Below are 20,127 nucleotides of genomic sequence, written 5' to 3'. Positions count from 1 at the left end.
AGAGGGGAAAGCTTAGGCCGCAAGCGCGGCTTTGGCCTTTTCAGCAATCGCCTGGAACGCCGCCGGTTCGTGGATCGCGAGATCCGACAGCACCTTGCGATCCACAACGACACCCGACTTGGCGAGGCCGTTGATGAACACGCTGTAGGTCATGCCGAACGGGCGCACGGCCGCGTTGAGGCGCTGGATCCAGAGCGCGCGGAAGGTGCGCTTCTTCAGCTTGCGGGCACGGAAGGCGTACTGGCCTGCCTTGTCCACCGCTGCCTTGGCGGCACGAATGGTGTTCTTGCGGCGGCCGCGGAAACCCTTGGCGGCCTTGTAGACTTTCTTGTGCTTGGCGTGAGCCGTCACACCGCGTTTAACGCGAGCCATGACTGATCTCCTTCATCTGAAAAGTAAAATGGTGACAGACAGCCGCGCAAGCGCGGCCTGGATGGATCAGGCGTTTGGCAAGAAGTATTTCTTGATGTTGTCGCCGTCGGTCTTGAACATGATGCGGGTGCCGCGGAGCTGACGAATCTGCTTCTTCGTCCGCTTGATCATGCCGTGGCGCTTGCCTGCATGGGCAGACACCACTTTCCCCGTTCCGGTTACCTTGAAGCGCTTTTTAGCGCCCGACTTGGTCTTCAGCTTGGGCATTTGGCTCTCCTGTTGCCGCAGAAAAACGCGCCCGAAGAGGCGCTTTTGCGGCTGAAATGCTCGTTAGAGCGTTGAAAATGCTCGACTTTTCTAGAACCAGAAATGGTCGGCATAAACATCGCCACGGCAGCCCTTATTCAGCCGGGCGATGAAGGCTGGGCTTATTGCAGAGAACGGCGAAATTGGCAACAGAGATCGGAGGTTCGCCTGTTGTCGCCGATCCTAGGGCAGGTACAGGAAGACCGGCAGGATGTGGAGCTGTTGGAGGTATTCGATCAGTTCCAGCGCCGGGATGCTGAGCAGCATCAGGGCGCTGTCAAAAAAGGTCCGCACCACCCGGTTGGGCGCCACGTTCAGGGTTGCGACATCGAGCCACAATGACGGCCGCGGCCACAGCCGGGGCACCCGGCTCGCATAATCGGTAAACGCCGTGCCGAACCGTTCGCTGAGCGCCTCTTCTTCCAGCCGGATCACGTTCTGGAAAATCAGGCCCGCGACCACGGCCATCACCAGCGCAAGAACGATGCTTGCGGTGCTGAGGCCGATTCCGATCGCACCGATACAGGAAAAAACGTACAGCGGGTTGCGAACGATCGAGTAGGGACCGCTTTTGACGAGCTCCTGCAGCTTGCGGCCGCCGATGTAGAGCGCGCACCAGGTTCGGCCGAGAACCGCGACGCCGATCAGCATCGCGCCAATATCCTCGATGAATTCGTGAGAGAAGCTCTCCGGGCTGGCCTTCGCCTGCACGAACAGCACCAGACTCGCAATCAGGATGCCGAGAGTCCACAGCATGCGCATCCGTTGGCGCTGGCGCTTGCCAAGCCGCGCGTCGGTGGTGGGGGCGGTGACAACAGGCGCAGTCATGCGGACCTCTATCGATGATGCTCAGCCCTTGAGTCGGGCGAAACGAAGTCCGCCGATACGGGCCGCTTTGAAGGTGAGGGACTTCTATGGCAGGCAGATGATCGGGAAAAGCGGATTCGCCGTGTGTCTCAATCACAAACCGTGTCGGTCGCGCGGGTTTGAACGGCAAGAAAAAGGCCTGCCGGGGTCCGGCAGGCCTTTTTGGCGGTTATTTCAGCAAAACGATCCGGGAGCGGGCATTTAGCGTGGCGCCAGGACCATGACGACCTGACGGCCTTCGAACCGGGCGTCCTGTTCGACTTTTGCGACATCGGCGACGGCGGCCTTCACCTTGTCGAGCAGCTTGGTGCCGATTTCCTGGTGGGCCATTTCACGGCCGCGATAACGCAGCGTGATCTTGACCTTGTCGCCTTCCTCGAAGAAGCGAAGCATCGCGCGCATTTTCACGTCGTAATCGTGATCGTCGATCATCGGCCGGAGCTTGATCTCCTTGATCTCGACGATCTTCTGCTTTTTGCGGGCTTCAGCGGCTTTCTTCTGCGCCGAATACTTGTACTTCCCGTAGTCCATGATCTTGCATACGGGAGGATTATTGTTGGGAGAGATCTCGACCAGATCCATCCCGGCATCCATGGCCATCTTCACCGCGACGACCGTCTCGGTCGGGCCGAGATTGACACCGTGCTGGTCGATCAGCTGGATTTGGGCATTGCGAATTTCATCGTTGGTGCGCGGCCCGTCTTTGGCGGCTACGGGCGGGGCTCTGTTGGGACGGCGAATGGGTGGTTCTCCAAGGTTGTGAATGAAGAGGCTATTTTGAAGGATGAAATGCCTTCCGGCAAGCAGGCCGGGCGTCTTGCGAGCATAAAGCGTCAAATACGCGATAATTTGGCAACGTCAGCCGCACAGCGCTGATCAGACGTAACGATGCTGTGTCGCTTTCGCAACCGTTTGCAGGCAACGGGAGGTCTGATCGGGTCGTTGACGCCTGCGATCCGGGCCCTCCATAACGTATGGCGGAACAATGAAACCTTGAGTGGTCCTAGATGAACCCCCCAGCGGACGAACAGCCGGCTTTTCTCGATGTTGGAGCCGCGGACCGGCAGCGCAGGATCGCGGTTCGCGCCCGGACCGGGGCGTCCCCCGGGCTGTTCTGGCTGGGTGGCTTCAAATCCGACATGAGGGGCACCAAGGCTGAGGCGCTGGACGCCTTCGCCGCCGAGAAGCGCCGCGCTTGTGTGCGGTTCGATTACTCCGGCCACGGCGAATCCGGCGGCGATTTCGCCGAGGGCACCATCGGTCGGTGGCACGAGGAAAGCCTCGCGGTGTTCGACGCCTTCTGCGAAGGGCCGCAGGTGGTGATCGGCTCGTCGATGGGCGGCTGGATGGCGCTTCTGCTGGCGCGCGCGCTGACACGGCGGAAAGCGGCCGCGCCGCGCGCGACCCTTGCGGGGCTGGTGCTGATCGCGCCGGCGCCGGATTTCACCGAAGATCTGATGTGGAAGAATTTCGCGCAGGACGTGCGCAACGAGATCGAAACGAAGGGCGTCTGGTATCGGCCGTCGGAATATGGCGATCCGTATCCGATCACCCGCGAACTGATCGAGGAGGGTCGCAATCATCTCCTGCTCGGCGGCGCCATCGATGTCGGTTGTCCGGTGCGCATCCTGCAGGGTGCGCAGGATCCGGACGTGCCCTGGCAGCATGCTTTTGCGCTGACCCATTGCCTGCCGAGCGACGATGTGGTGCTGACGCTCGTTCGGGACGGCGATCACCGGCTGTCGCGCCCGCAGGATATTGCGCGGATCATGGCGGCGGTGAGTGAGCTTGCCGACGCTTGACCGGAGCTGATCTCCCGTCACAATCGATGCTGCAAGGGAGACGATGATGCAGCCGGACAAGATGCTCGATGAGTTTTGCCGTGCGGTCGAGCGCCGCGACGGCGCTGCATTCGCCGCGCTGTTCACCGAAGACGGCGTCTATCATGACGTGTTCTACGGCGCGTTCACAGGCCGTGAAAAAATCGCGCAGATGATCGACGACTGGTTCTATCGCACGGCGTCGGATTTCCGCTGGGACATGCACGATCCGGTCAGTGACGGCCGCGTTCTCTATGCGCGCTATACCTTCAGCTATCGCTCGCTGCCGCCGGAAGCAAAGGGACAACGCGCGATGTTCGAGGGCGTCGCGATCATGAAACTGCGCGACGGCCTGATTGCCGAGTATGGCGAGGTCGCCAATGTCGCTACCGGTTTCGTCGACATGAACTTCGCGCCGGAGCGGATCGCAAAAATATTCGCCAAGCAAAGCGCGGCATTGAAAGCGCGGCCCGAGATGGCGCGGCATCTGATGGATTGATTGCGCCTAGACCGAGATCGGCATCGCTGCGCGCCATTCGTTGCGGACGGTTTCGTCATCGTCGTTGGCGTAGGCCGCGAGTTCGGCGAATTCGGATGGTGCCAGCAGGCGCGACAGCGCCCAGACCGCTGCGCCGCGCACCACGGCGCTGTCATCGGCGAGCAGACGCCGCGCGTCTTGCGCCAGCGACGGGTCGCCGGAGTTACCGATCGCAGTCAGCACATTGCGAATGAAGCGCTCGCGGCCGATGCGCTTGACCGGCGATTTGGTGAACAGGGCCCGGAACGACGCATCATCGAGCCGTGAAAGCTCGGCGAGCGTCGGCGCGCGCAGTTCGTCGCGCGCGGCGAGCTTGGCTTCGTGGCCCTGCTGCGCGAACTTGTTCCACGGGCAGACGGCAAGGCAGTCGTCGCAACCGTAGATGCGATTGCCGATGGCGGCGCGGAATTCGCGCGGGATTGGCCCCTTGTTCTCGATTGTCAGATACGAAATGCACTTGCGTGCATCGAGCCGGTACGGCGCAGGGAAGGCGGCGGTCGGGCAGGCATCGAGGCAGGCATGGCACGAGCCGCAGTGATCGATTTCGGCGGCGTCGCGCGGCAAAACCAGCGTCGTGAAGATCGCGCCGAGAAACAGCCACGAGCCGAATTCGCGCGACACCAGGTTGGTGTGCTTGCCCTGCCAGCCGAGCCCCGCCGTGCGCGCCAGCGGCTTTTCCATCACCGCCGCGGTGTCGACGAAAACCTTGACGTCGCCGCCGGCCTGCGCGAGCAGCGACCGCGCCAACGTCTTCAGCCGCTTCTTGATCAGTTCATGATAGTCGTCGCCGCGCGCATAGACCGAGATCGCGCCGCGGCTGCGCTGGGCGATCACGGCCATTGGATCTTCGTCGGGACCATAGTTGACGCCGAGCATGATGACCGAGCGCACCTCGCTCCACAGCACGCGCGGATCGGCGCGGCGCTCGGGGTCGCGCGCCAGCCAGTCCATGTCGCCATGCGCGCCGTCATCGAGAAAGATCTGCAGAAGCTTGCCCGCGCCGCTGATCGAGTCGGGCGCAGTAACCCCAAGTGTGTCGAAGCCGAGTGCGAGGGCCTCGCCGGTCAGCGCGGTTTTCACCTCCGCCATTCGGGCGTCGGTCGGGTCAGCGGCGGGTGAGGTCAGAAGTCCAGATCCACGTAGTGCGCCGGTGCCGGCAGGCCCGCCATCCACTCGCTGAGCAGCGGACGGAACGACGGACGGGATTTGATCCGCACGTACCATGCCTTTGCCGCGTCGTCCTCGTTCCATGGCACATCGCCCAGATAGTCGATCGCCGACAGATGCGCGGCAGCGATCAGGTCGACGTAAGTCAACCGGTCGCCGGCCAGGAAATTCCGTGTCCGCGCCAGCCAGCCGATATAGGCCAGATGATAGCGTACATTCGCCCGGGCGGCGCGCAGCACTTCGGTGGAGGGTGCGCCTCCGCCCTGATCGGCGTTCATGAAGCGCTTGTAGACGCGTTCGGTCACCAGCGGCCCCGAGACCTCGTCATAGAACTTGTCGTTGAACCACGCCATCAGCCGGCGGACCTCGACGCGCTCATTGGTGTCCTTGGGCAGCAACCGGCGTTCGCCGAGGGCATAGCCGTGGGTCTCGTCCAGATACTCGGCAATAATGAGCGCCCCGGGGATGGGAGGTGCGCCCTCGGCCAGCATCACCGGCGTGGCGGCCGCCGGGTTCATCGCCAGAAAGGCTTCCCGCCGCTCCCAGACCCGCTCCTCAACCAGCCGCGAATCGAGGCCATGCTCGCCGAGGACGAGCCGCACGAACCGCGAGCGTGGGCAAAACGGGTGGTGATACAGCGTGAACATGATGCTCCTTGATAGACCGGCGAAACTTAAGAAGAACCTTAAGAGAAGCTCTCTGGCGAAAATGAGAACAAAACTCCGCCATGATTGGTCGTCCGCCCCACGGCCCCGTGGCGGGCAACCGTCATTTGGCCGCTTTTTCATTGCGGCATATGGGCGAATAAGCGACAAGAGCGCCGTTCGCGCCCCCTCCAGCGTTGCGGATTATCCCCGATGTTATTCGATCTCTTGAAAGCCCTCGTCCTCGGCATTGTCGAGGGGGTGACGGAATTCCTGCCCGTGTCGTCCACGGGACACCTGCTGCTGGTGGAACGATTTTTCCAACTCGATCAGGACAATTTCTGGAAAACCTTCGCTGTCATGATCCAGCTTGGCGCGATTCTCGCCATTCTCGCGATCTATTTTAACCGGCTATGGCGGATCGCGCTCGGGATGTTTTCCGATCCGGCGGCGCGGCGGTTCGTCATCGGCGTGTTGCTCGCGTTCTTTCCCGCGGTGGTGCTGGGACTGTTGTTCGGCGGCTTCATCAAGGACGTGCTGTTCAATCCGTGGGTTGTCTGCTTCTCGCTGATCGCCGGCGGCGCGGTGCTGTTGTGGGTCGATCAGCAGGACCTCAAGCCGCGCTATCACGACGCCACGGGATTTTCTCTGCCGATGTATCTCGGCATCGGCGTTGCGCAATGCGCTGCGATGATTCCAGGTGTGTCGCGGTCTGGCGCCTCGATCGTGGCGGCGATGCTGTTCGGCGCCGACAAGCGCGCGGCCGCCGAGTTCTCATTCTTTCTGGCGATTCCGACCATGGTCGGTGCCTTCGTCTATGATTTCTACAAGAGCCGCGCCGACATGACGATGGACCACGGACTGGTGATCGCCGTGGGTTTCATCGTGTCCTTCATCACCGCGATCATCGTGGTCAAGACGTTCCTCGACTACGTCACGCGCCACGGCTTCGTGCTGTTCGCATGGTGGCGCGTGATCGTCGGCACACTCGGCCTGATCGCGCTCGCGCTTGGAATGTAAAAGCCGCTGCTTCAGGTGCCGTTCTGCGCGAACTGACCGGTCTTGCGGAAACGCCAGAGATAGGACGGCAGGATCGCGGCCATCGATTCCAGCGGTATGCCGAGGCCTTCCAGCGTCAGGCCGGCGGCCTTGGCCTCGCTCGACACGACGTTGTCGGTGCGCAGCAATTCGACCTGATCGGGCGTCAGCTTGAACGCGCCCGGCGCGAACTGCAGGAATAGCGATTGGAAATGGGCAAGCGGGAATGGCAACGCCACAAGGGCAGGCTTGCGTTCGGCGACGGCCACGATCAGTTCGATGATCTGGCGCATCGTCATCACTTCCGGACCACCCAGCTCATAGGTCGCGCCGGGCCGGGTTTTGCCGTCGACGGCATCGGCGATCGCGGCGGCGACGTCGCCGACATAGACCGGCTGCATTCTGGTGAGGCCGCCGCCGATCAGCGGCAGGATCGGTGAGATGCGCGCCAGTGCAGCGAAACGGTTGGTGAACTCATCCTCGGGGCCGAACACCACGGACGGCCGCATGATGGTCGCGGACGGCGCGGCGGCGAGCACGGCTTTTTCGCCGGCAGCCTTGGAGCGCGCATAGCCGGACTCGGAATTTTCGTCGGCACCGATGGCCGAGATGTGAACGACACGGGCGCCGATCCGGCTCGCCGCTTCGGCGATGGCTTGTGCGCCCTTGGCCTGCACGGCGTCGAAGGTCTGGGCGCCGCTCTCGGCCAGGATGCCGATCAGGTTGACGATGACGCTGGAGCCGCGCATCGCTGCTTCGAGCGACGCCGGATAGCGGACATTGGCCTGAACCGGGCTGATCTGGCCGACCTTGCCGAGCGGCTGAAGGTGCCCGGCCAGTTCAGGCCGCCGAACCCCGACCCGCAGCCGGTAATCGCGGCGCGCCAGCGCCCGGACCACATGCCGGCCGAGAAAACCCGATCCTCCGAAAACCGTGACGAGGGTATCGATTGGCGCTGACATGGTCTCGATCCTGAAAATGGTGCGAACCGGGCGCAGCTGCCCGGCGTTTCCGCGATACGCGATCATTTCCGGGCTGTACAGACCCTTCAGGCGCCTCTAACTGAATTTGACAAGCGCCGTCCCGATCCGTACTAACCGGCCCGGGCCCAGGTGGTGGAATTGGTAGACACGCAGGTTTCAGGTACCTGTGCTGCAAGGCGTGAAGGTTCGAGTCCTTTCCTGGGCACCATCATTCGGACGGTCGGATTTTTAGGCATTCCCTGACGTTGCCAGCCCGCTGGAAAAGCCGCGGGCTCCCATCGGCCAGCCAATCCCCTTATCGCCTCCCCCACGCTTCGTTTGTCACGCCGGCCCCAACAGCTCAGCGCTCATCGGTGCCGGATCGGCCCATGCGCACTCATAGAGCGTCACGGGTTGCGAGAGCCCCTTGAGCCGACAGTGTCCTCGTGGTCATGAAGGCGGCCATGATGCCGTCGAAGTTGAGGCCCGGACGCTCCGCTGATACACCGCAGGTCACGCGCTGTTCGAGCGATCCCGCCTCTGATCAATCCACGTTTCCCGAGGGTGTTTTCCGTGAAGCTTGCCACTGTCGTTCTGATTGCTGCGCTGGGCACTTTCCTCGCGCCAGCCATCGCGATGGATCCGCGGTTCGCCGCCAGCCTCAAGCGCCTCGATCCGGAGACGCGGCTTGAGCAGGTGTGCGATCTGGAAGCGATGAACCGGATCGGCCACGACGCCAACCCGTTTCATCCCGACCGCGCCAAGACCGACGTCATGACCCATCCCGTTCATATCGGTCATATGGTCAAGGGCACCGGCGGCGCGTTTCGCAGCGGGGGGAAATGGTATTCGTTCTCGTTCACCTGCAAAGGTTCGCCCGACCACATGCAGGTGCTGGCCTTCAGCTACAAGATCGGCAGCCTGATTCCGGAATCGAAATGGGCGTCCTACGGGCTGTGGCGCTAGGGATCGGTTTTATCGGGATGCATGTTTAGCCGTCTTGAACGTCGTCGTGGGGCTTTTGGGTTGCTTGGCGCGAATGCGCATCTGTCCACCCTCCGCTTTTTCGATCTCGAACGCGCCCGTCTTGCGGACAAGGTCACTGAGCTTGGCGGCGCCATAGGTGCGCACGTCGAAATCAGAAACGAGATTTGAAACCTGCTTTCCGACGCCGCCGAGACTGACCCATCCATCCTCGGTCTCAAATTGAGAGAGGGCTTTGTTGAGCACAGGAATCGCGGCGCTCGGAGGCTTGAGCGGCGCGGACTTCGACGGCGCGCCGGATTCGGATGGGGCGTGTGGAAGCAGGTTCTCAGTATAGACAAATCTGCGACACGCCTGCCTGAAACTTTCCGGCGTCTTTTGAGCGCCGAAACCATAAACTTCGGCCCCTTGCTCGCGCAGCCGCGATGCGAGGCGGGTAAAATCGCTGTCGGATGACACCAGACAAAACCCGTCGAAGCGACCGCTGTGCAACAAATCCATCGCGTCGATCACGAGTGCGATATCGGATGCGTTCTTTCCGGTGGTGTAGGCGAACTGCTGATAAGGGTCGATCGCGTACTTCTGAAGGACGTCGGCCCATGATTTGAGGCGCTGGTTGGAAAAATCGCCATAGATACGGCGGACGCTGGCCTCGCCGAACTTGGCAACCTCCTCGAATAGTCCCTCGGCAATCTGCGGTGAAGTGTTGTCTGCATCGATCAGAACCGCGAAGCGGGGCAAGCGTTGTTCGACAGTCATGCCCGAACCTTTCATGGCCATTTAGATCACGGTGATCTTGGGCTATTTTGTCCGGAGTTCAAATGGTGGCAGTCGGCATCTGCTCGGGTCATTGCAGGAATGGTTCGTGGTTTGCCGATAATTAACCGGTAAATTGAATCCATCCTCCCCTCGTCGGCAGGGGATTTGGGCAGTAGTTTAAATGGCATCGATTCGAGTAATTTCTGGACCGAAAGTTTTGTAAACCATGACCATCCGCCTGCATCGCGGCGACCTGCCCGATATTTCCCGCTACACGACGTCGGTTGCGATCGACACCGAAACGCTGGGTCTCAATCCGCATCGCGACAGGCTCTGCGTGGTGCAGCTTTCGAACGGCGACGGCACCGCGGACGTGGTGCAGATTCCGGCCGGCCACACCGATGCGCCGAATCTGAAAAAGCTGCTTGGCGATCCGAAGGTCACCAAGATTTTTCACTTCGCTCGTTTCGATCTCGCAGTGCTCTTTCACGCCTTCGGCGTCATGCCGCAGCCGGTCTATTGCACCAAGATCGTGTCGCGGCTGGTGCGAACCTATACCGATCGCCACGGCCTGAAGGATCTGACGCGCGAGGTTCTCGGCATCGACCTGTCCAAGCAGCAGCAGTCGAGCGACTGGGGCGCGCAAACCCTGACCGATGCGCAGCTCGCTTATGCGGCGTCCGACGTGCTGCATCTTCATGCCCTGCGCGAGAGGCTCGATTCCATGCTGGCGCGCGAGAACCGGAAGGAACTGGCACAGGCCTGCTTCCAGTTTCTGCCCTCGCGGGCAAAACTGGATTTACAGGGTTGGGAGAACGACGACATTTTCGCCCATTCGTAATGTCGTCCGGCGGGGCAAACCTCCATTTTTGCGCCAAATGATGTGGGCTGTGGCTTTCGCCCCGTTTCGGTCACACTCCTTGCCCTCTTGGGGCCCGGATCATCACCGAAACCCGCTGCAAAATGCAGCGGTCCGGCATAGAATGATCCGGCGCCTTCGCGTATCGACCGCCAGATCCAACGCCCCGGAGCGGCTTTTTGTATTCGGTTCAAGGCCAGACCTATCAAGCCGCCTCGGATGCGCGCTTCGCGATCGCCGCGCGGCACAGCCGTCGCGTCCGCATTCTGCGCAAGGCGGTGCCGGCAGCTGTCATCATCGCGCTGCTCGCCGTTCTGCTGATATCGGTTTTCAATCCGTTCCGGATTCTGGCGAAGCTGCCGCTCGAGGTTGATAATCTGGTGGTCTCGGGGACCCGAATCACGATGGAGTCGCCTCATCTCTCGGGGTTTACGCCCGATCAGCGGCCTTACGAATTGTGGGCAAAGACCGCCACACAGGATGTCACCAAGCCCACCAATGTCGAGCTTCAGGAATTGCGCGCCAAGGTGCAGATGGAGGACAAATCCGGTTTGACCATGGATGCGCGCTCGGGCCTGTTCGATACCAAATCGCAGGTCCTGAATTTGAAGGACAATATTTTCCTGCAATCCTCCACCGGTTATGAGGCGCGGCTGTCGCAGGCGCGCGTCGATATGGCGAAGGGCACGGTCACGTCGAACGAGCCCGTGGCGGTCAAGCTGTTGAATGGCACGCTCGATGCGCAGGGGCTGGAAATCACGCAGAATGGCGAGGTTGTTCGTTTTGAAGGCGGCGTGTCGATGATTCTGATTCCGGAGGAAGCGAAGCCCGCAGGCGCCAATTCCGATTCGGCCAGGCCGGAAGACGCTGACGCCGCAGGCGATGCGGCCGCCCGATGATTTTCCTCAGGATGTTTTGTTTGATGTGTGAACGTCACGCTCGCTCCATATGCCGCCTGTGGCGGCTGGCATTTTCCGCTGTACTTACCGGCATCGTCCTGCTCGGAGCCGCTGCCGCGCAAGCGCAAGGCAGTTCGGTGCAGGGTGTTCCAAACGCGATGCAGGGTTTCTCGCAGAATCGCGACAAGCCGATCCAGATCGAAGCGGCGTCGCTTGAGATGCGCGACAAGGACAAGATCGCGACGTTCTCCGGTAATGTGAAGGTGGTGCAGGGCGACACCACGATGCGTTCCAAGACCCTCGTGGTGTTCTACGACAACGATCAGGGCAAGGACGGCAAGAAGCCGGCGATGAAATCGGCATCGCCCGGTCCCGGCGGCAGTTCGTCGATCAGGCGGCTGGAGGCAAAAGGCGGCGTGATCGTGACCCAGAAAGAGCAAACCGTCACCGGCGAGACCGGCATCTTCGATATGAAGGCCAATACCGTCACGATGCTGGGCGGCGTGGTGCTGACCAAGGACAAGAATGTGCTGCGTGGCGACCGGCTGGTGGTCGACATGACCACCGGGGTGTCGCGCGTCGAGTCCAGCAGCGGCCGGGGCGTGCAGGGCATGTTCCAGTCGTCGTCGCAGGGCGGCGGTTCCCCGATGGGCGGCCTCCTTCCAGGGAGCGATAGCGGTAAGGGCGGCAAGGACAACAAGGACGGCGATAGCAAGAGCAAGACAATCCGCCCAGCCGGAAAGCCGTTGAAGCTCAATGCTTTGCCGGACAACGGCCGAACCCGAGGTTGAACCTTTGCCCGCAAGCCTGTATCACCCGGCGCCGGGACGACGGGCAGGCTCGCCGCGTTGTGCTGGGCAAAGGGCGTCCACTCACTCATGCTGATGCAAAAAGCGGCATGTTGCCCAACAGCGATCGTGTCGGGTCAGGGCAAACCCGAAGCTTTGCCGCCGCGGAATCGCGGCGCATTGCCGTGAAAGGCTGATCGAAGCAGGTATGGCTGATTTCCTGCGCATGTTTCGTCGTCGTGTCCCCGCGCGCGGTCGCCAGGGGTTCGCACGTACGCGCGCGGACATCACCTCGTTCGGCGAGCGGATGGGCGACATGTTCAAGAGCGTGATCGGCGAGACGGCGGTTCCACCGCCTGAGCCGGTGCGTGAGGTGCCGATGCCGCCGCGCGACGTGCGTCAGCCTGACCGCGTCGCGATGACGGCTGTGCCGTCGCAGGACCTGCCATCGTTCGAGCGCGATGCGCCGCCGATTCCGCGTGCCGTGTCGCGCGAGCCTGTTTCAAATCCTGTTCGCGAGGACAGGCCGCGCCCGCGCAACACCGGCAACGGCGCCGCGCCGGTTCGCGCCGCGCCGCGCGCCGGCTACCTGGCGGTCCACGGCGTCGAGAAAAGTTTCGGCACCCGCAAAGTGGTGCGCGGCGTCAGCATTTACGTGCGGCGCGGTGAAGCTGTCGGCCTGCTCGGCCCTAACGGCGCCGGCAAGACAACGGTGTTCTACATGATTACCGGCCTGATCAAGGCCGATCGCGGACGCATCGAGCTCGACGGTCACGACGTCACCAGCCTGCCGATGTATCAGCGCGCGCGGCTCGGCATCGGTTATCTGCCGCAGGAAGCCTCGATCTTTCGCGGACTTTCGGTTGAGGACAACATCCGCGCCGTGCTCGAGGTGGTCGAGCCCGACAAGCGCAAGCGCGAGCGCGAACTGGATTCGCTTCTCGAGGAATTCAACATCACGCGGCTGAGAAAGTCGCCGTCGATTGCGCTGTCGGGCGGCGAGCGCCGCCGCGTCGAAATCGCGCGCGCGCTGGCGACGCGGCCGAACTACATGCTGCTCGACGAGCCGTTCGCCGGCATCGATCCGATCGCAGTGGGCGATATTCAGGATCTGGTGCGGCACCTCACCAATCGCGGCATCGGCGTTCTCATCACCGACCACAATGTCCGCGAGACGCTGGGTCTGACCGATCGTGCCTACATCGTTTATGCCGGCGAGGTGCTGACCGAAGGCAATCCGGACGAGATCGTCAACGATCCGGATGTGCGCCGCCTGTATCTTGGCGAGGAATTCCGCCTCTAGGCCAATTTTACGGAACGTCAAGCCGTGTACTTTGCGGCGCAAACGTACTAAGCAAGAATCGGACCAAGTCTGGCCGGATCTTGCATTTATGGCACTCACCCAACGATTAGAGTTCCGCCAGTCGCAGTCGCTGGTGATGACGCCGCAGCTCATGCAGGCGATCAAGCTGCTGCAATTGTCGAATCTCGACCTCGTGACGTTCGTTGAAGAGGAGCTTGAGCGCAATCCGCTCCTTGAGCGCGCCAACGAGGAGGGCGAACCGCCGGTGCGCGGCGAGCAGACAGAGCCGGCGGTTAGCCAGGCTCAATCCTCGGGCGGACATGACGTCGATGATTTTTCCTCCACCGGCGACGGCGGTGAGGGTGGCGGCGATTCCGCCGCCGAGGAATGGATCAACCGCGATCTCGGCACCCGCGCCGAAATGGAACAGACTTTCGACACCGGACTGGAGAATGTCTTTTCGGAAGAGCCGTCGGAAGCTGCCGCGCGCACCGCGCAGGACTCGGCCCCGAGCGTCTATACCGAATGGGGCGGCGGCGCATCGAATGACGACGACTACAATCTTGAAGCCTTTGTTGCCGCGGAGGCGTCGCTGCAGGATCATCTCGCCGAGCAGCTCGCCGTTACGATCACCGACCCATCGCGGCGGCTCGTTGGAAAATACCTGATCGATCTTGTCGACGACGCAGGCTACGTGCCTGTGGATCTGGGGCAGGCCGCAGAGCGTCTCGGCACCTCCGAAAGCGAAGTCGAGGCGGTGCTCTCAATTCTTCAGACTTTCGATCCGCCCGGTATCTGCGCGCGTTCGTTGAGCGAGTGCCTCGCCATTCAGTTGCGCGAGCGCGATCGTTACGATCCGGCGATGCAAGCGCTGGTCGAGCATCTCGATCTACTCGCCAAACGCGACTTCGCATCGTTGCGGCGAATCTGCGGTGTCGACGACGAGGACATCGCCGAGATGATCGGCGAGATTCGGCACCTCGATCCAAAACCAGGATTGAAGTTTGGTTCGGCCAAGGCGCAGACGGTGGTGCCCGATGTGTATGTGCGGTCGGGCCCTGACGGCGGCTGGCTGGTCGAACTCAACAGCGACACGCTGCCGAAGGTTCTGGTCAATCAGGTTTATTATACGGAACTGTCGAAGACGATCCGCAAGGACGGCGACAAGGCCTACTTCACCGATTGCCTGCAGAACGCCACGTGGCTAGTGCGTGCACTCGATCAGCGAGCCCGCACCATCCTCAAGGTGTCGACCGAGATCGTCCGTCAACAGGACGGCTTCTTCACCCAGGGCGTCGCGCATCTGCGTCCGCTGAATCTCAGGGCGGTTGCCGATGCGATCCAGATGCATGAATCGACGGTGTCGCGTGTGACTGCCAACAAGTATATGGCGACCAGCCGTGGTATTTTCGAGCTGAAATATTTCTTCACGGCGTCGATTGCGTCGGCGGATGGCGGCGACGCCCATTCGGCAGAATCCGTGCGGCACCGCATCAAGCAACTGATCGACGCCGAAGCTCCTTCGGCGATCCTATCCGACGATACCATCGTGGAACGGCTGCGCGCGGATGGCATTGATATTGCGCGCCGCACTGTCGCCAAGTATCGCGAGGCTATGCGCATTCCCTCGTCGGTGCAACGCCGTCGCGACAAGCAGAGTATGCTTGGCAATGCGCTGACAGCAACTACATTATCTGTCGACCGGTCCCGCGACACCGCTCCCGCTTGACGTCACCGCGTTCTGTCGCGATCCTTTGTCCGGTCTGACGAGGAAGCGAGGCATGACATGACACTTCGAGTCTCCGGTAAGAGTATCAATGTCGGCGATGCAATGCGCGATCGGGTCGTCGATCGCACCAACGAGGTTTTGCGAAAATATTTCGACGGGAATTATTCCGGACACATCAGGCTGAGCAAGGACGGCTTCGGGTTCCGCACCGATTGCACGCTCCATCTCGATTCCGGAATCACACTCGAGTCGGATGCGATCGCCGCGGATGCCTACGCCAGTGCCGATCAGGCCCTGGTGTCGATTGAAAAACGGCTGCGGCGTTACAAGAGCAGACTGAAGGACCGCTCCGCGCGCAAGTCGTATGCCGAATCGGCCGCGATGAAGACCCTGGACATGCCGGGTATCGACGCATCGAATTACGTCATCGAAGGATTGAGTCAGGATGACGATGAAGAGGTGACGGCGTTCAATCCGGTGATCATTGCCGAATCAACGACGTCGTTGAAGCAACTGTCTGTGAGCGAGGCCGTGATGGAACTCGATCTGACAGGGGCGTCCGCGATGGTGTTCCAGCACGGTGGCAGCGGCCGGGTGAACGTCATCTATCGGCGCTCGGACGGCAATGTCGGGTGGGTGGATCCACCGGTATCTAACTAGTTGAGGGGCCATTGACGCCCTGCCGGAGCCTCCCTATGGTCCGCCGCCTTTGCAGGCCTCGGGTCCGGGTGGGTTCCGGCCCCCGATTCCATCGAGATTTGATAACCGGTCCAGCGGCTTAACTTCACCCTCGGAATACTCCATGACGATTACGGACCTGGTCGCTCCAGAGGCGATTCTCCCGGCGTTGAAGGTCAACAGCAAGAAGCAGGCGCTGCAGGAACTCGCGGCGCGGGCGGCTGTTCTGACCACTCAGAACGAGCGGTCGATTTTCGAGGTGTTGCTGCAACGTGAGAAGCTCGGCACCACTGCTGTCGGCTATGGCGTTGCGATTCCGCACGGCAAGCTTCCGAAGCTAGACAAGCTGTTCGGCATGTTTGCCCGTCTCGAGCGTCCGATCGATTTCGAGGCGATGGATGGCCAGCCGGTGGATCTGATGTTTTTGCTGCTTGCGCCGGAGGGTGCGGGTGCGGATCATCTCAAGGCGCTGGCGCGGGTTGCTCGCCTGCTGCGGGATCAGGACATCGCCAAGAAGTTGCGGGCATCGCGCGATGCCGAAGCGATCTATTCGGTGCTTGCGTTACCGCCGGCGACAGCGGCGTAAAAAACCTGCCGCGCTAAATCTGGAATCGCGGAAAATAAAAAAGCGGCGGCGCTCATCGCACCGCCGCTTTGTTGTGCGCAGTCTGCGAGCGAGCGTCAGTGAACGCTGACGGTCTCAAGCTCGTTACTCCATGCATTCGCGACCGCCGCTTCGCGGCTGTCAGTCAGCATGATCGGTGTGCCGTCCGCGGCATGAAGCGCGAACAGTTTCAATCCCGGCGCAAGATGCGGCGCCTGCGGAAAGAGACCCGGCACGTCTTCCGAGCGAATCTGTTTGACGTAGGCGATATGGCCTTCGCCCAGGGTGGCCAGTGCTTCCGGTGAGACAGCCGGCTCGAAAATCACGGTGTTTGCTTCAGTCATTGTCCTCGACTCCTCTACAACACTAAGCGGTCGAGTCCGCTACCAGTTCCATTATTCGTGTTCATTGATGGCTATCGTCTTAACGACCCGCTCCGGTTCCGGCCGGGCAAGATCGATGGACAACAGCCCGTTCTTCAGATCCGCGCCCAGCACGTACATGCCATCGGCGAGCACGAAGGTGCGCTGGAAATGGCGCGCCGCAATGCCGCGATGGATATATTGCCGGGCCTTGTCGTCCTGTTGGCGGCCCCTGATGACGAGTTGGTTTTCCTCAGTCGTCACATCGAGTTGTTCGCGGGTAAAACCAGCGACCGCCAGCGTGATGCGCAGGCGTTCGGGTTGGCCGCTGTCGCGGTCGCACCGCTCGATGTTGTACGGAGGATAGCCGTCGGCGCCTTTCACGACGCGATCGAGCGCACGCTCGATTTCGTCGAATCCCAAAAGGAACGGACTGGACAACGAAGGAACACGAGACATTCACAAAGTCCTCTCGAAGCGACTTTGGCAGTTAAGGCCCTTTCGGCGCCCTACCGGCGGCATGCCAGCCCCCTCCGGATGCCCACAATATGGCGATGGCTGACCGAAGGTTCAAGACGGATGGGAACGCCGAAAAGGGTGGTTTTGCCTAGCCGTCGAGGCGCTTCCGGCCGTCGGCGCTGAACACATGCAGCTTGTCGCGGGGGGCTGTCACGCGAATCCGCTCGCCGATGGCAGGGGCGTGCTGTCCGGGAACCCGGACGATGACCTCGCCCGGCGGAAGTTCGCCCGGCGTTGCGCCGACAGCCGGTGTACCGCTGCTGTGCGTGCGCGAGCCGTAGACGAAGGTTTCCGGTCCGACCCGCTCGATGGCGTCGACGACCAGTTCGAGTTCAAGCCCGCCGGCAGGCGCCGCGTCCGTCGCGATGATGAGATCCTCGGGGCGCACGCCCAGAACGGCACTCGTGGCGCCGTGGGGAAGGAGCGGTTTCAGGTCGCTCTCATTCATCGGCATCAGGTTCATCGGCGGCGCGCCGATGAAGGAGGCCACGAAAGTGGTCGCCGGCTTCTGGTAGATGTCGAGCGGCTTGCCGATCTGCTCGACAACGCCGCCATTCATCACCACCAGTATGTCGGCGAGGGTCATCGCCTCGAGCTGGTCGTGGGTGACGTAGATCGACGTCGTCTTGAGCCGGCGCTGCAGCTTGCGGATCTCGACGCGCATCGCGATGCGCAGCTTGGCGTCGAGGTTCGACAGCGGCTCGTCGAACAGGAACACTTTCGGTTGCCGCACGATGGCCCGGCCCATTGCGACGCGCTGGCGCTGACCGCCGGACAATTGCCGCGGCTTGCGATCCAGCATCGGGCCGATTTCGAGAACCTGTGCCGCGTCGCGAACGCGCTTGTCGATTTCGGGCTTGGCCATGCCGCGGTTGCGCAAGCCATAGGCCATGTTGTTGTAGACGGTCATATGCGGATAAAGCGCATAGTTCTGAAACACCATGGCGATGTCGCGATCGGCGGGCTCGATCTCGTTGACGACGCGGCCGCCGATGTCGATCTCGCCGCTGGTGATGGTTTCCAGTCCCGCCACCATCCGCAGCAGCGTGGACTTGCCGCAGCCGGATGGTCCGACCAGCACGCAGAACTGCCCGTCGCTGACTTCGAAATCGACGCCCTTGATGGCATCGACTCCGCCGGCATAGGTCTTGCGGACATTGCGCAGAACGACATTGGCCATTTCAGTTCAATTCCTACTTCTCGGTTTCGACCAGTCCGCGCACGAACAGCTTCTGCATCACGATCACGATCGCGACCGGCGGCAGCATCGCGAGCACGGCGGTCGCCATCACGATCGGCCATTCGGTCAGCGCGTCGGACGTCACGATCATTTTGCGGATGCCGACCTGGATCGTCTGCATGTCGTCGCGGGTGGTGATCAGCAGCGGCCAGATGTACTGGTTCCAGCCGTAGATGAAGAGGATCACGAACAGCGCCGCCATGTTGGTGCGCGACAGCGGCAGCAGCGTATCCTTGAAGAAGCGGAACGGCCCGGCACCGTCGATGCGCGAGGCTTCCAGCAATTCGTCGGGTACCGTCATGAAGAATTGCCGGAACAGCAGCGTCGCCGTGGCCGATGCGATCAGCGGCAGCGCGAGACCGGAATAACTGTCGAGCAGGTTGAGATCGGCGGCGATCTTGTAGGTCGGATAGATGCGGACCTCGACCGGCAGCATCAACGTGATGAAGATCAGCCAGAACACCGACATCCGGAACGGAAACCGGAAGTAGACGATGGCATAGGCGGACAGGATCGAGATGAAGATTTTTCCAAGCGCGATCGACATCGCCATGATGAATGAGTTCAACAGCATCATCGCGACCGGCTCGCGGGTGGTGCCGGTGGTGCCGATGAAGATCGTGCGATAGTAGGTCTCGATAAAATGGTTACCGGGCCACAGCGACATCTGCCCGTTGGCGATCACGGCGTTGTCCTGGGTGGAGGCGACGAACGCCAGATAGACCGGAAACGCGACGATTGCGATTCCGATCCACAGGATGCCGTGGGCGACATAGCGCCGGAAGCCCTCGCGCTCGACCATCAGTAGGTTACCTTGCGTTCGACGAAACGGAACTGGACGGCGGTGAGGACGATCACCATTCCCATCAGGATTACGGACTGGGCGGCCGAACTTCCGAGATTGCCGCCGAGCAGGCCGTCGACGTAAACCTTGTAGACCAGCGTCTGGGTGGAGTTCGCCGGGCCGCCGCGCGTCATGGTGTCGATCACGCCGAAGGTGTCGAAGAAGGCATAGACCACGTTGACGACGATCAGGAAAAAGATCGTCGGCGTCAGCAGCGGAAAGGTCACGGTCCAGAAGCGGCGCATCGGCCGCGCGCCGTCGATCGCGGCAGCTTCATGGACGCTTTGCGGGATGCTTTGCAGGCCGGCGAGGAAGAACAGGAAGTTGTACGAAATCTGCTTCCATGCCGCGGCGAGAATGACAAGTGTGGCCGCTTGATTGCCGTCGAGCAGCGGATTCCAGTCGACGCCGAGCGCGCGCAAGCCGTGGGCAAGGACGCCGAGCGAGGGGTTGAGCATGAAAATCCACAGCACACCGGCGACCGGCGGCGACACGGCATAGGGCCAGATCAGCAGGGTGCGATAGATCGCGCTGCCGCGCAGCGGCTTGTCGGCCATCACGGCCAGCAGCAGCGCCAGCGACAGCGAGGACCCGGCAATTGCGAAGGAGAATACGAAGGTGCGCACGATGGCGCTGAAATAATCAGGCTGGCTCAGCAGTTCACGGTAGTTCTCGAACCAGACGAAGGTGGTGGAAAGTCCGAAAGCATCCTGCAACAGGAATGACTGAAACACCGCCTGTGCAGCCGGCCAATAGAAGAAAATCAGGACGATCGCCAATTGCGGCGTGATCAACGCAATCGGCAGCCAGCGTGTATGGAAGACGGATTGCTTCTGCATGAATTC

General features: G+C 61.6%; 25 protein-coding genes and 1 tRNA gene. 13 read left to right on the top strand and 13 right to left on the bottom strand.

All coding sequences use genetic code 11. The annotated features are described in order from the left end of the window. Window positions 1–12 precede the first annotated feature (12 nt). The 4 genes from rplT to infC form a co-directional block, all read right to left on the bottom strand. Window positions 13–372, bottom strand: coding sequence for a 50S ribosomal protein L20 (gene rplT / locus ASC80_RS18630; RefSeq protein ID WP_056300353.1), 360 nt, complete (start codon window positions 370–372; stop codon window positions 13–15). Between the two features lie 66 nt (window positions 373–438). Then, window positions 439–639 carry a 50S ribosomal protein L35 gene (gene rpmI / locus ASC80_RS18625; protein WP_056300350.1) on the bottom strand — a complete coding sequence of 67 codons (201 nt, stop codon included), beginning with the start codon at window positions 637–639 and terminating at the stop codon, window positions 439–441. A gap of 222 nt (window positions 640–861) precedes the next feature. Further along, window positions 862–1,506, bottom strand: a complete 645-nt coding sequence (locus ASC80_RS18620) for a methyltransferase family protein (RefSeq protein ID WP_244487313.1) — start codon at window positions 1,504–1,506, stop codon at window positions 862–864. 240 nt (window positions 1,507–1,746) lie between these two features. Further along, on the bottom strand, window positions 1,747–2,286 hold the full coding sequence (gene infC, locus ASC80_RS18615) for a translation initiation factor IF-3 (protein WP_082512682.1): 540 nt from the start codon (window positions 2,284–2,286) through the stop codon (window positions 1,747–1,749). On the opposite strand from infC, the gene ASC80_RS24205 reads away from it, so the two are divergent. From ASC80_RS24205 to ASC80_RS18605, 3 genes are all read left to right on the top strand, one after another. Further along, window positions 2,188–2,421: a hypothetical protein gene (locus ASC80_RS24205; RefSeq protein ID WP_200941220.1), complete on the top strand. Its 234-nt coding sequence runs from the start codon at window positions 2,188–2,190 to the stop codon at window positions 2,419–2,421. The two genes, infC and ASC80_RS24205, sit on opposite strands and share 99 nt — an antisense overlap. A gap of 131 nt (window positions 2,422–2,552) precedes the next feature. Next, window positions 2,553–3,347: an alpha/beta hydrolase gene (locus ASC80_RS18610; RefSeq protein WP_056300348.1), complete on the top strand. Its 795-nt coding sequence runs from the start codon at window positions 2,553–2,555 to the stop codon at window positions 3,345–3,347. A gap of 46 nt (window positions 3,348–3,393) precedes the next feature. Further along, on the top strand, window positions 3,394–3,864 hold the full coding sequence (locus ASC80_RS18605) for a nuclear transport factor 2 family protein (RefSeq protein WP_056301019.1): 471 nt from the start codon (window positions 3,394–3,396) through the stop codon (window positions 3,862–3,864). 6 nt (window positions 3,865–3,870) lie between these two features. Here ASC80_RS18605 and queG read toward each other — a convergent pair whose 3' ends face one another. After that, window positions 3,871–5,076 carry a tRNA epoxyqueuosine(34) reductase QueG gene (gene queG / locus ASC80_RS18600; protein ID WP_056300345.1) on the bottom strand — a complete coding sequence of 402 codons (1,206 nt, stop codon included), beginning with the start codon at window positions 5,074–5,076 and terminating at the stop codon, window positions 3,871–3,873. After that, window positions 5,025–5,717, bottom strand: a complete 693-nt coding sequence (locus ASC80_RS18595) for a glutathione S-transferase family protein (RefSeq protein ID WP_056300343.1) — start codon at window positions 5,715–5,717, stop codon at window positions 5,025–5,027. Before ASC80_RS18595 ends, queG begins: the two co-directional genes overlap by 52 nt. 210 nt (window positions 5,718–5,927) lie before the next feature. Between ASC80_RS18595 and ASC80_RS18590 the strand changes: the two genes are divergently transcribed. Then, the gene (locus tag ASC80_RS18590; protein WP_056300341.1) at window positions 5,928–6,734 is read left to right on the top strand and encodes an undecaprenyl-diphosphate phosphatase; all 807 of its coding nucleotides are present in this window, start codon (window positions 5,928–5,930) and stop codon (window positions 6,732–6,734) included. Between the two features lie 11 nt (window positions 6,735–6,745). Here the strand turns inward: ASC80_RS18590 and ASC80_RS18585 are convergent, their stop codons facing one another. Beyond that, complete coding sequence (locus tag ASC80_RS18585) at window positions 6,746–7,714, bottom strand: complex I NDUFA9 subunit family protein (protein WP_056301015.1); 969 nt, start codon at window positions 7,712–7,714, stop codon at window positions 6,746–6,748. Window positions 7,715–7,858: 144 nt separating this feature from the next. Between ASC80_RS18585 and ASC80_RS18580 the strand changes: the two genes are divergently transcribed. Then, window positions 7,859–7,943 (top strand) — tRNA-Leu (locus tag ASC80_RS18580). A gap of 344 nt (window positions 7,944–8,287) precedes the next feature. Continuing rightward, the gene (locus tag ASC80_RS18575; RefSeq protein WP_056301012.1) at window positions 8,288–8,680 is read left to right on the top strand and encodes a DUF930 domain-containing protein; all 393 of its coding nucleotides are present in this window, start codon (window positions 8,288–8,290) and stop codon (window positions 8,678–8,680) included. A 9-nt stretch (window positions 8,681–8,689) separates the two neighbouring features. Here ASC80_RS18575 and ASC80_RS18570 read toward each other — a convergent pair whose 3' ends face one another. Beyond that, complete coding sequence (locus ASC80_RS18570; protein WP_056301009.1) at window positions 8,690–9,457, bottom strand: NYN domain-containing protein; 768 nt, start codon at window positions 9,455–9,457, stop codon at window positions 8,690–8,692. Between the two features lie 226 nt (window positions 9,458–9,683). On the opposite strand from ASC80_RS18570, the gene ASC80_RS18565 reads away from it, so the two are divergent. The 7 genes from ASC80_RS18565 to ptsN all read left to right on the top strand — a co-directional run bounded on the left by ASC80_RS18565 (window position 9,684) and on the right by ptsN (window position 16,299). Beyond that, window positions 9,684–10,298, top strand: a complete 615-nt coding sequence (locus ASC80_RS18565; RefSeq protein WP_056300338.1) for a ribonuclease D — start codon at window positions 9,684–9,686, stop codon at window positions 10,296–10,298. A 197-nt stretch (window positions 10,299–10,495) separates the two neighbouring features. Next, window positions 10,496–11,215 carry an LPS export ABC transporter periplasmic protein LptC gene (lptC, locus tag ASC80_RS18560; protein WP_056300335.1) on the top strand — a complete coding sequence of 240 codons (720 nt, stop codon included), beginning with the start codon at window positions 10,496–10,498 and terminating at the stop codon, window positions 11,213–11,215. 23 nt (window positions 11,216–11,238) lie between these two features. After that, window positions 11,239–12,006 carry an LptA/OstA family protein gene (locus tag ASC80_RS18555; RefSeq protein WP_056300332.1) on the top strand — a complete coding sequence of 256 codons (768 nt, stop codon included), beginning with the start codon at window positions 11,239–11,241 and terminating at the stop codon, window positions 12,004–12,006. 205 nt (window positions 12,007–12,211) lie between these two features. Continuing rightward, window positions 12,212–13,306: an LPS export ABC transporter ATP-binding protein gene (gene lptB / locus ASC80_RS18550; RefSeq protein WP_056300330.1), complete on the top strand. Its 1,095-nt coding sequence runs from the start codon at window positions 12,212–12,214 to the stop codon at window positions 13,304–13,306. Window positions 13,307–13,394: 88 nt separating this feature from the next. Continuing rightward, complete coding sequence (rpoN, locus tag ASC80_RS18545; protein WP_056300328.1) at window positions 13,395–15,035, top strand: RNA polymerase factor sigma-54; 1,641 nt, start codon at window positions 13,395–13,397, stop codon at window positions 15,033–15,035. A gap of 57 nt (window positions 15,036–15,092) precedes the next feature. Then, window positions 15,093–15,695, top strand: a complete 603-nt coding sequence (hpf, locus tag ASC80_RS18540) for a ribosome hibernation-promoting factor, HPF/YfiA family (protein WP_056300326.1) — start codon at window positions 15,093–15,095, stop codon at window positions 15,693–15,695. Window positions 15,696–15,837: 142 nt separating this feature from the next. Next, a complete protein-coding gene (ptsN, locus tag ASC80_RS18535; protein ID WP_056300324.1) occupies window positions 15,838–16,299 on the top strand; it encodes a PTS IIA-like nitrogen regulatory protein PtsN in 462 nt (153 codons plus the stop codon). Between the two features lie 95 nt (window positions 16,300–16,394). On the opposite strand, the gene ASC80_RS18530 is transcribed toward ptsN, so the two are convergent. The 5 genes from ASC80_RS18530 to ugpA all read right to left on the bottom strand — a co-directional run bounded on the left by ASC80_RS18530 (window position 16,395) and on the right by ugpA (window position 20,121). Continuing rightward, on the bottom strand, window positions 16,395–16,661 hold the full coding sequence (locus ASC80_RS18530) for a BQ00720 family protein (protein ID WP_056300322.1): 267 nt from the start codon (window positions 16,659–16,661) through the stop codon (window positions 16,395–16,397). A 51-nt stretch (window positions 16,662–16,712) separates the two neighbouring features. Beyond that, window positions 16,713–17,138: an Hsp20 family protein gene (locus tag ASC80_RS18525; RefSeq protein WP_056300321.1), complete on the bottom strand. Its 426-nt coding sequence runs from the start codon at window positions 17,136–17,138 to the stop codon at window positions 16,713–16,715. Between the two features lie 148 nt (window positions 17,139–17,286). Further along, a complete protein-coding gene (locus ASC80_RS18520) occupies window positions 17,287–18,378 on the bottom strand; it encodes a sn-glycerol-3-phosphate import ATP-binding protein UgpC (protein WP_056300319.1) in 1,092 nt (363 codons plus the stop codon). A gap of 13 nt (window positions 18,379–18,391) precedes the next feature. Continuing rightward, window positions 18,392–19,240 (bottom strand): sn-glycerol-3-phosphate ABC transporter permease UgpE, encoded by an 849-nt coding sequence (ugpE, locus tag ASC80_RS18515; RefSeq protein WP_056300316.1) that lies wholly within the window; start codon window positions 19,238–19,240, stop codon window positions 18,392–18,394. Continuing rightward, a complete protein-coding gene (ugpA, locus tag ASC80_RS18510) occupies window positions 19,240–20,121 on the bottom strand; it encodes a sn-glycerol-3-phosphate ABC transporter permease UgpA (RefSeq protein WP_056300314.1) in 882 nt (293 codons plus the stop codon). Before ugpA ends, ugpE begins: the two co-directional genes overlap by 1 nt. Window positions 20,122–20,127: the final 6 nt, after the last annotated feature.

This window comes from Afipia sp. Root123D2, assembly GCF_001425835.1.
GTDB lineage: Bacteria > Pseudomonadota > Alphaproteobacteria > Rhizobiales > Xanthobacteraceae > Afipia.
The sequence above is the reverse complement of the archived record's forward strand: the minus strand, read 5'-3'. Positions and strand labels throughout refer to the sequence as shown.

Coding starts and splice junctions, on each gene's coding strand:
- ASC80_RS18525 (WP_056300321.1), bottom strand. CDS start 17,138: ATGTCTCGTGTTCCTTCGTTGTCCAGTCCGTTCCTTTTGGGATTCGAC.
- ASC80_RS18570 (WP_056301009.1), bottom strand. CDS start 9,457: ATGACTGTCGAACAACGCTTGCCCCGCTTCGCGGTTCTGATCGATGCA.
- ASC80_RS18530 (WP_056300322.1), bottom strand. CDS start 16,661: ATGACTGAAGCAAACACCGTGATTTTCGAGCCGGCTGTCTCACCGGAA.
- ASC80_RS18565 (WP_056300338.1), top strand. CDS start 9,684: ATGACCATCCGCCTGCATCGCGGCGACCTGCCCGATATTTCCCGCTAC.
- ASC80_RS18520 (WP_056300319.1), bottom strand. CDS start 18,378: ATGGCCAATGTCGTTCTGCGCAATGTCCGCAAGACCTATGCCGGCGGA.
- hpf (WP_056300326.1), top strand. CDS start 15,093: ATGACACTTCGAGTCTCCGGTAAGAGTATCAATGTCGGCGATGCAATG.
- rpoN (WP_056300328.1), top strand. CDS start 13,395: ATGGCACTCACCCAACGATTAGAGTTCCGCCAGTCGCAGTCGCTGGTG.
- ugpA (WP_056300314.1), bottom strand. CDS start 20,121: ATGCAGAAGCAATCCGTCTTCCATACACGCTGGCTGCCGATTGCGTTG.
- ugpE (WP_056300316.1), bottom strand. CDS start 19,240: ATGGTCGAGCGCGAGGGCTTCCGGCGCTATGTCGCCCACGGCATCCTG.
- ASC80_RS18620 (WP_244487313.1), bottom strand. CDS start 1,506: ATGACTGCGCCTGTTGTCACCGCCCCCACCACCGACGCGCGGCTTGGC.
- ASC80_RS18605 (WP_056301019.1), top strand. CDS start 3,394: ATGCAGCCGGACAAGATGCTCGATGAGTTTTGCCGTGCGGTCGAGCGC.
- ASC80_RS18585 (WP_056301015.1), bottom strand. CDS start 7,714: ATGTCAGCGCCAATCGATACCCTCGTCACGGTTTTCGGAGGATCGGGT.
- ASC80_RS18590 (WP_056300341.1), top strand. CDS start 5,928: ATGTTATTCGATCTCTTGAAAGCCCTCGTCCTCGGCATTGTCGAGGGG.
- ASC80_RS18595 (WP_056300343.1), bottom strand. CDS start 5,717: ATGTTCACGCTGTATCACCACCCGTTTTGCCCACGCTCGCGGTTCGTG.
- ASC80_RS18610 (WP_056300348.1), top strand. CDS start 2,553: ATGAACCCCCCAGCGGACGAACAGCCGGCTTTTCTCGATGTTGGAGCC.
- ASC80_RS18555 (WP_056300332.1), top strand. CDS start 11,239: ATGTGTGAACGTCACGCTCGCTCCATATGCCGCCTGTGGCGGCTGGCA.
- lptB (WP_056300330.1), top strand. CDS start 12,212: ATGGCTGATTTCCTGCGCATGTTTCGTCGTCGTGTCCCCGCGCGCGGT.
- ptsN (WP_056300324.1), top strand. CDS start 15,838: ATGACGATTACGGACCTGGTCGCTCCAGAGGCGATTCTCCCGGCGTTG.
- rpmI (WP_056300350.1), bottom strand. CDS start 639: ATGCCCAAGCTGAAGACCAAGTCGGGCGCTAAAAAGCGCTTCAAGGTA.
- rplT (WP_056300353.1), bottom strand. CDS start 372: ATGGCTCGCGTTAAACGCGGTGTGACGGCTCACGCCAAGCACAAGAAA.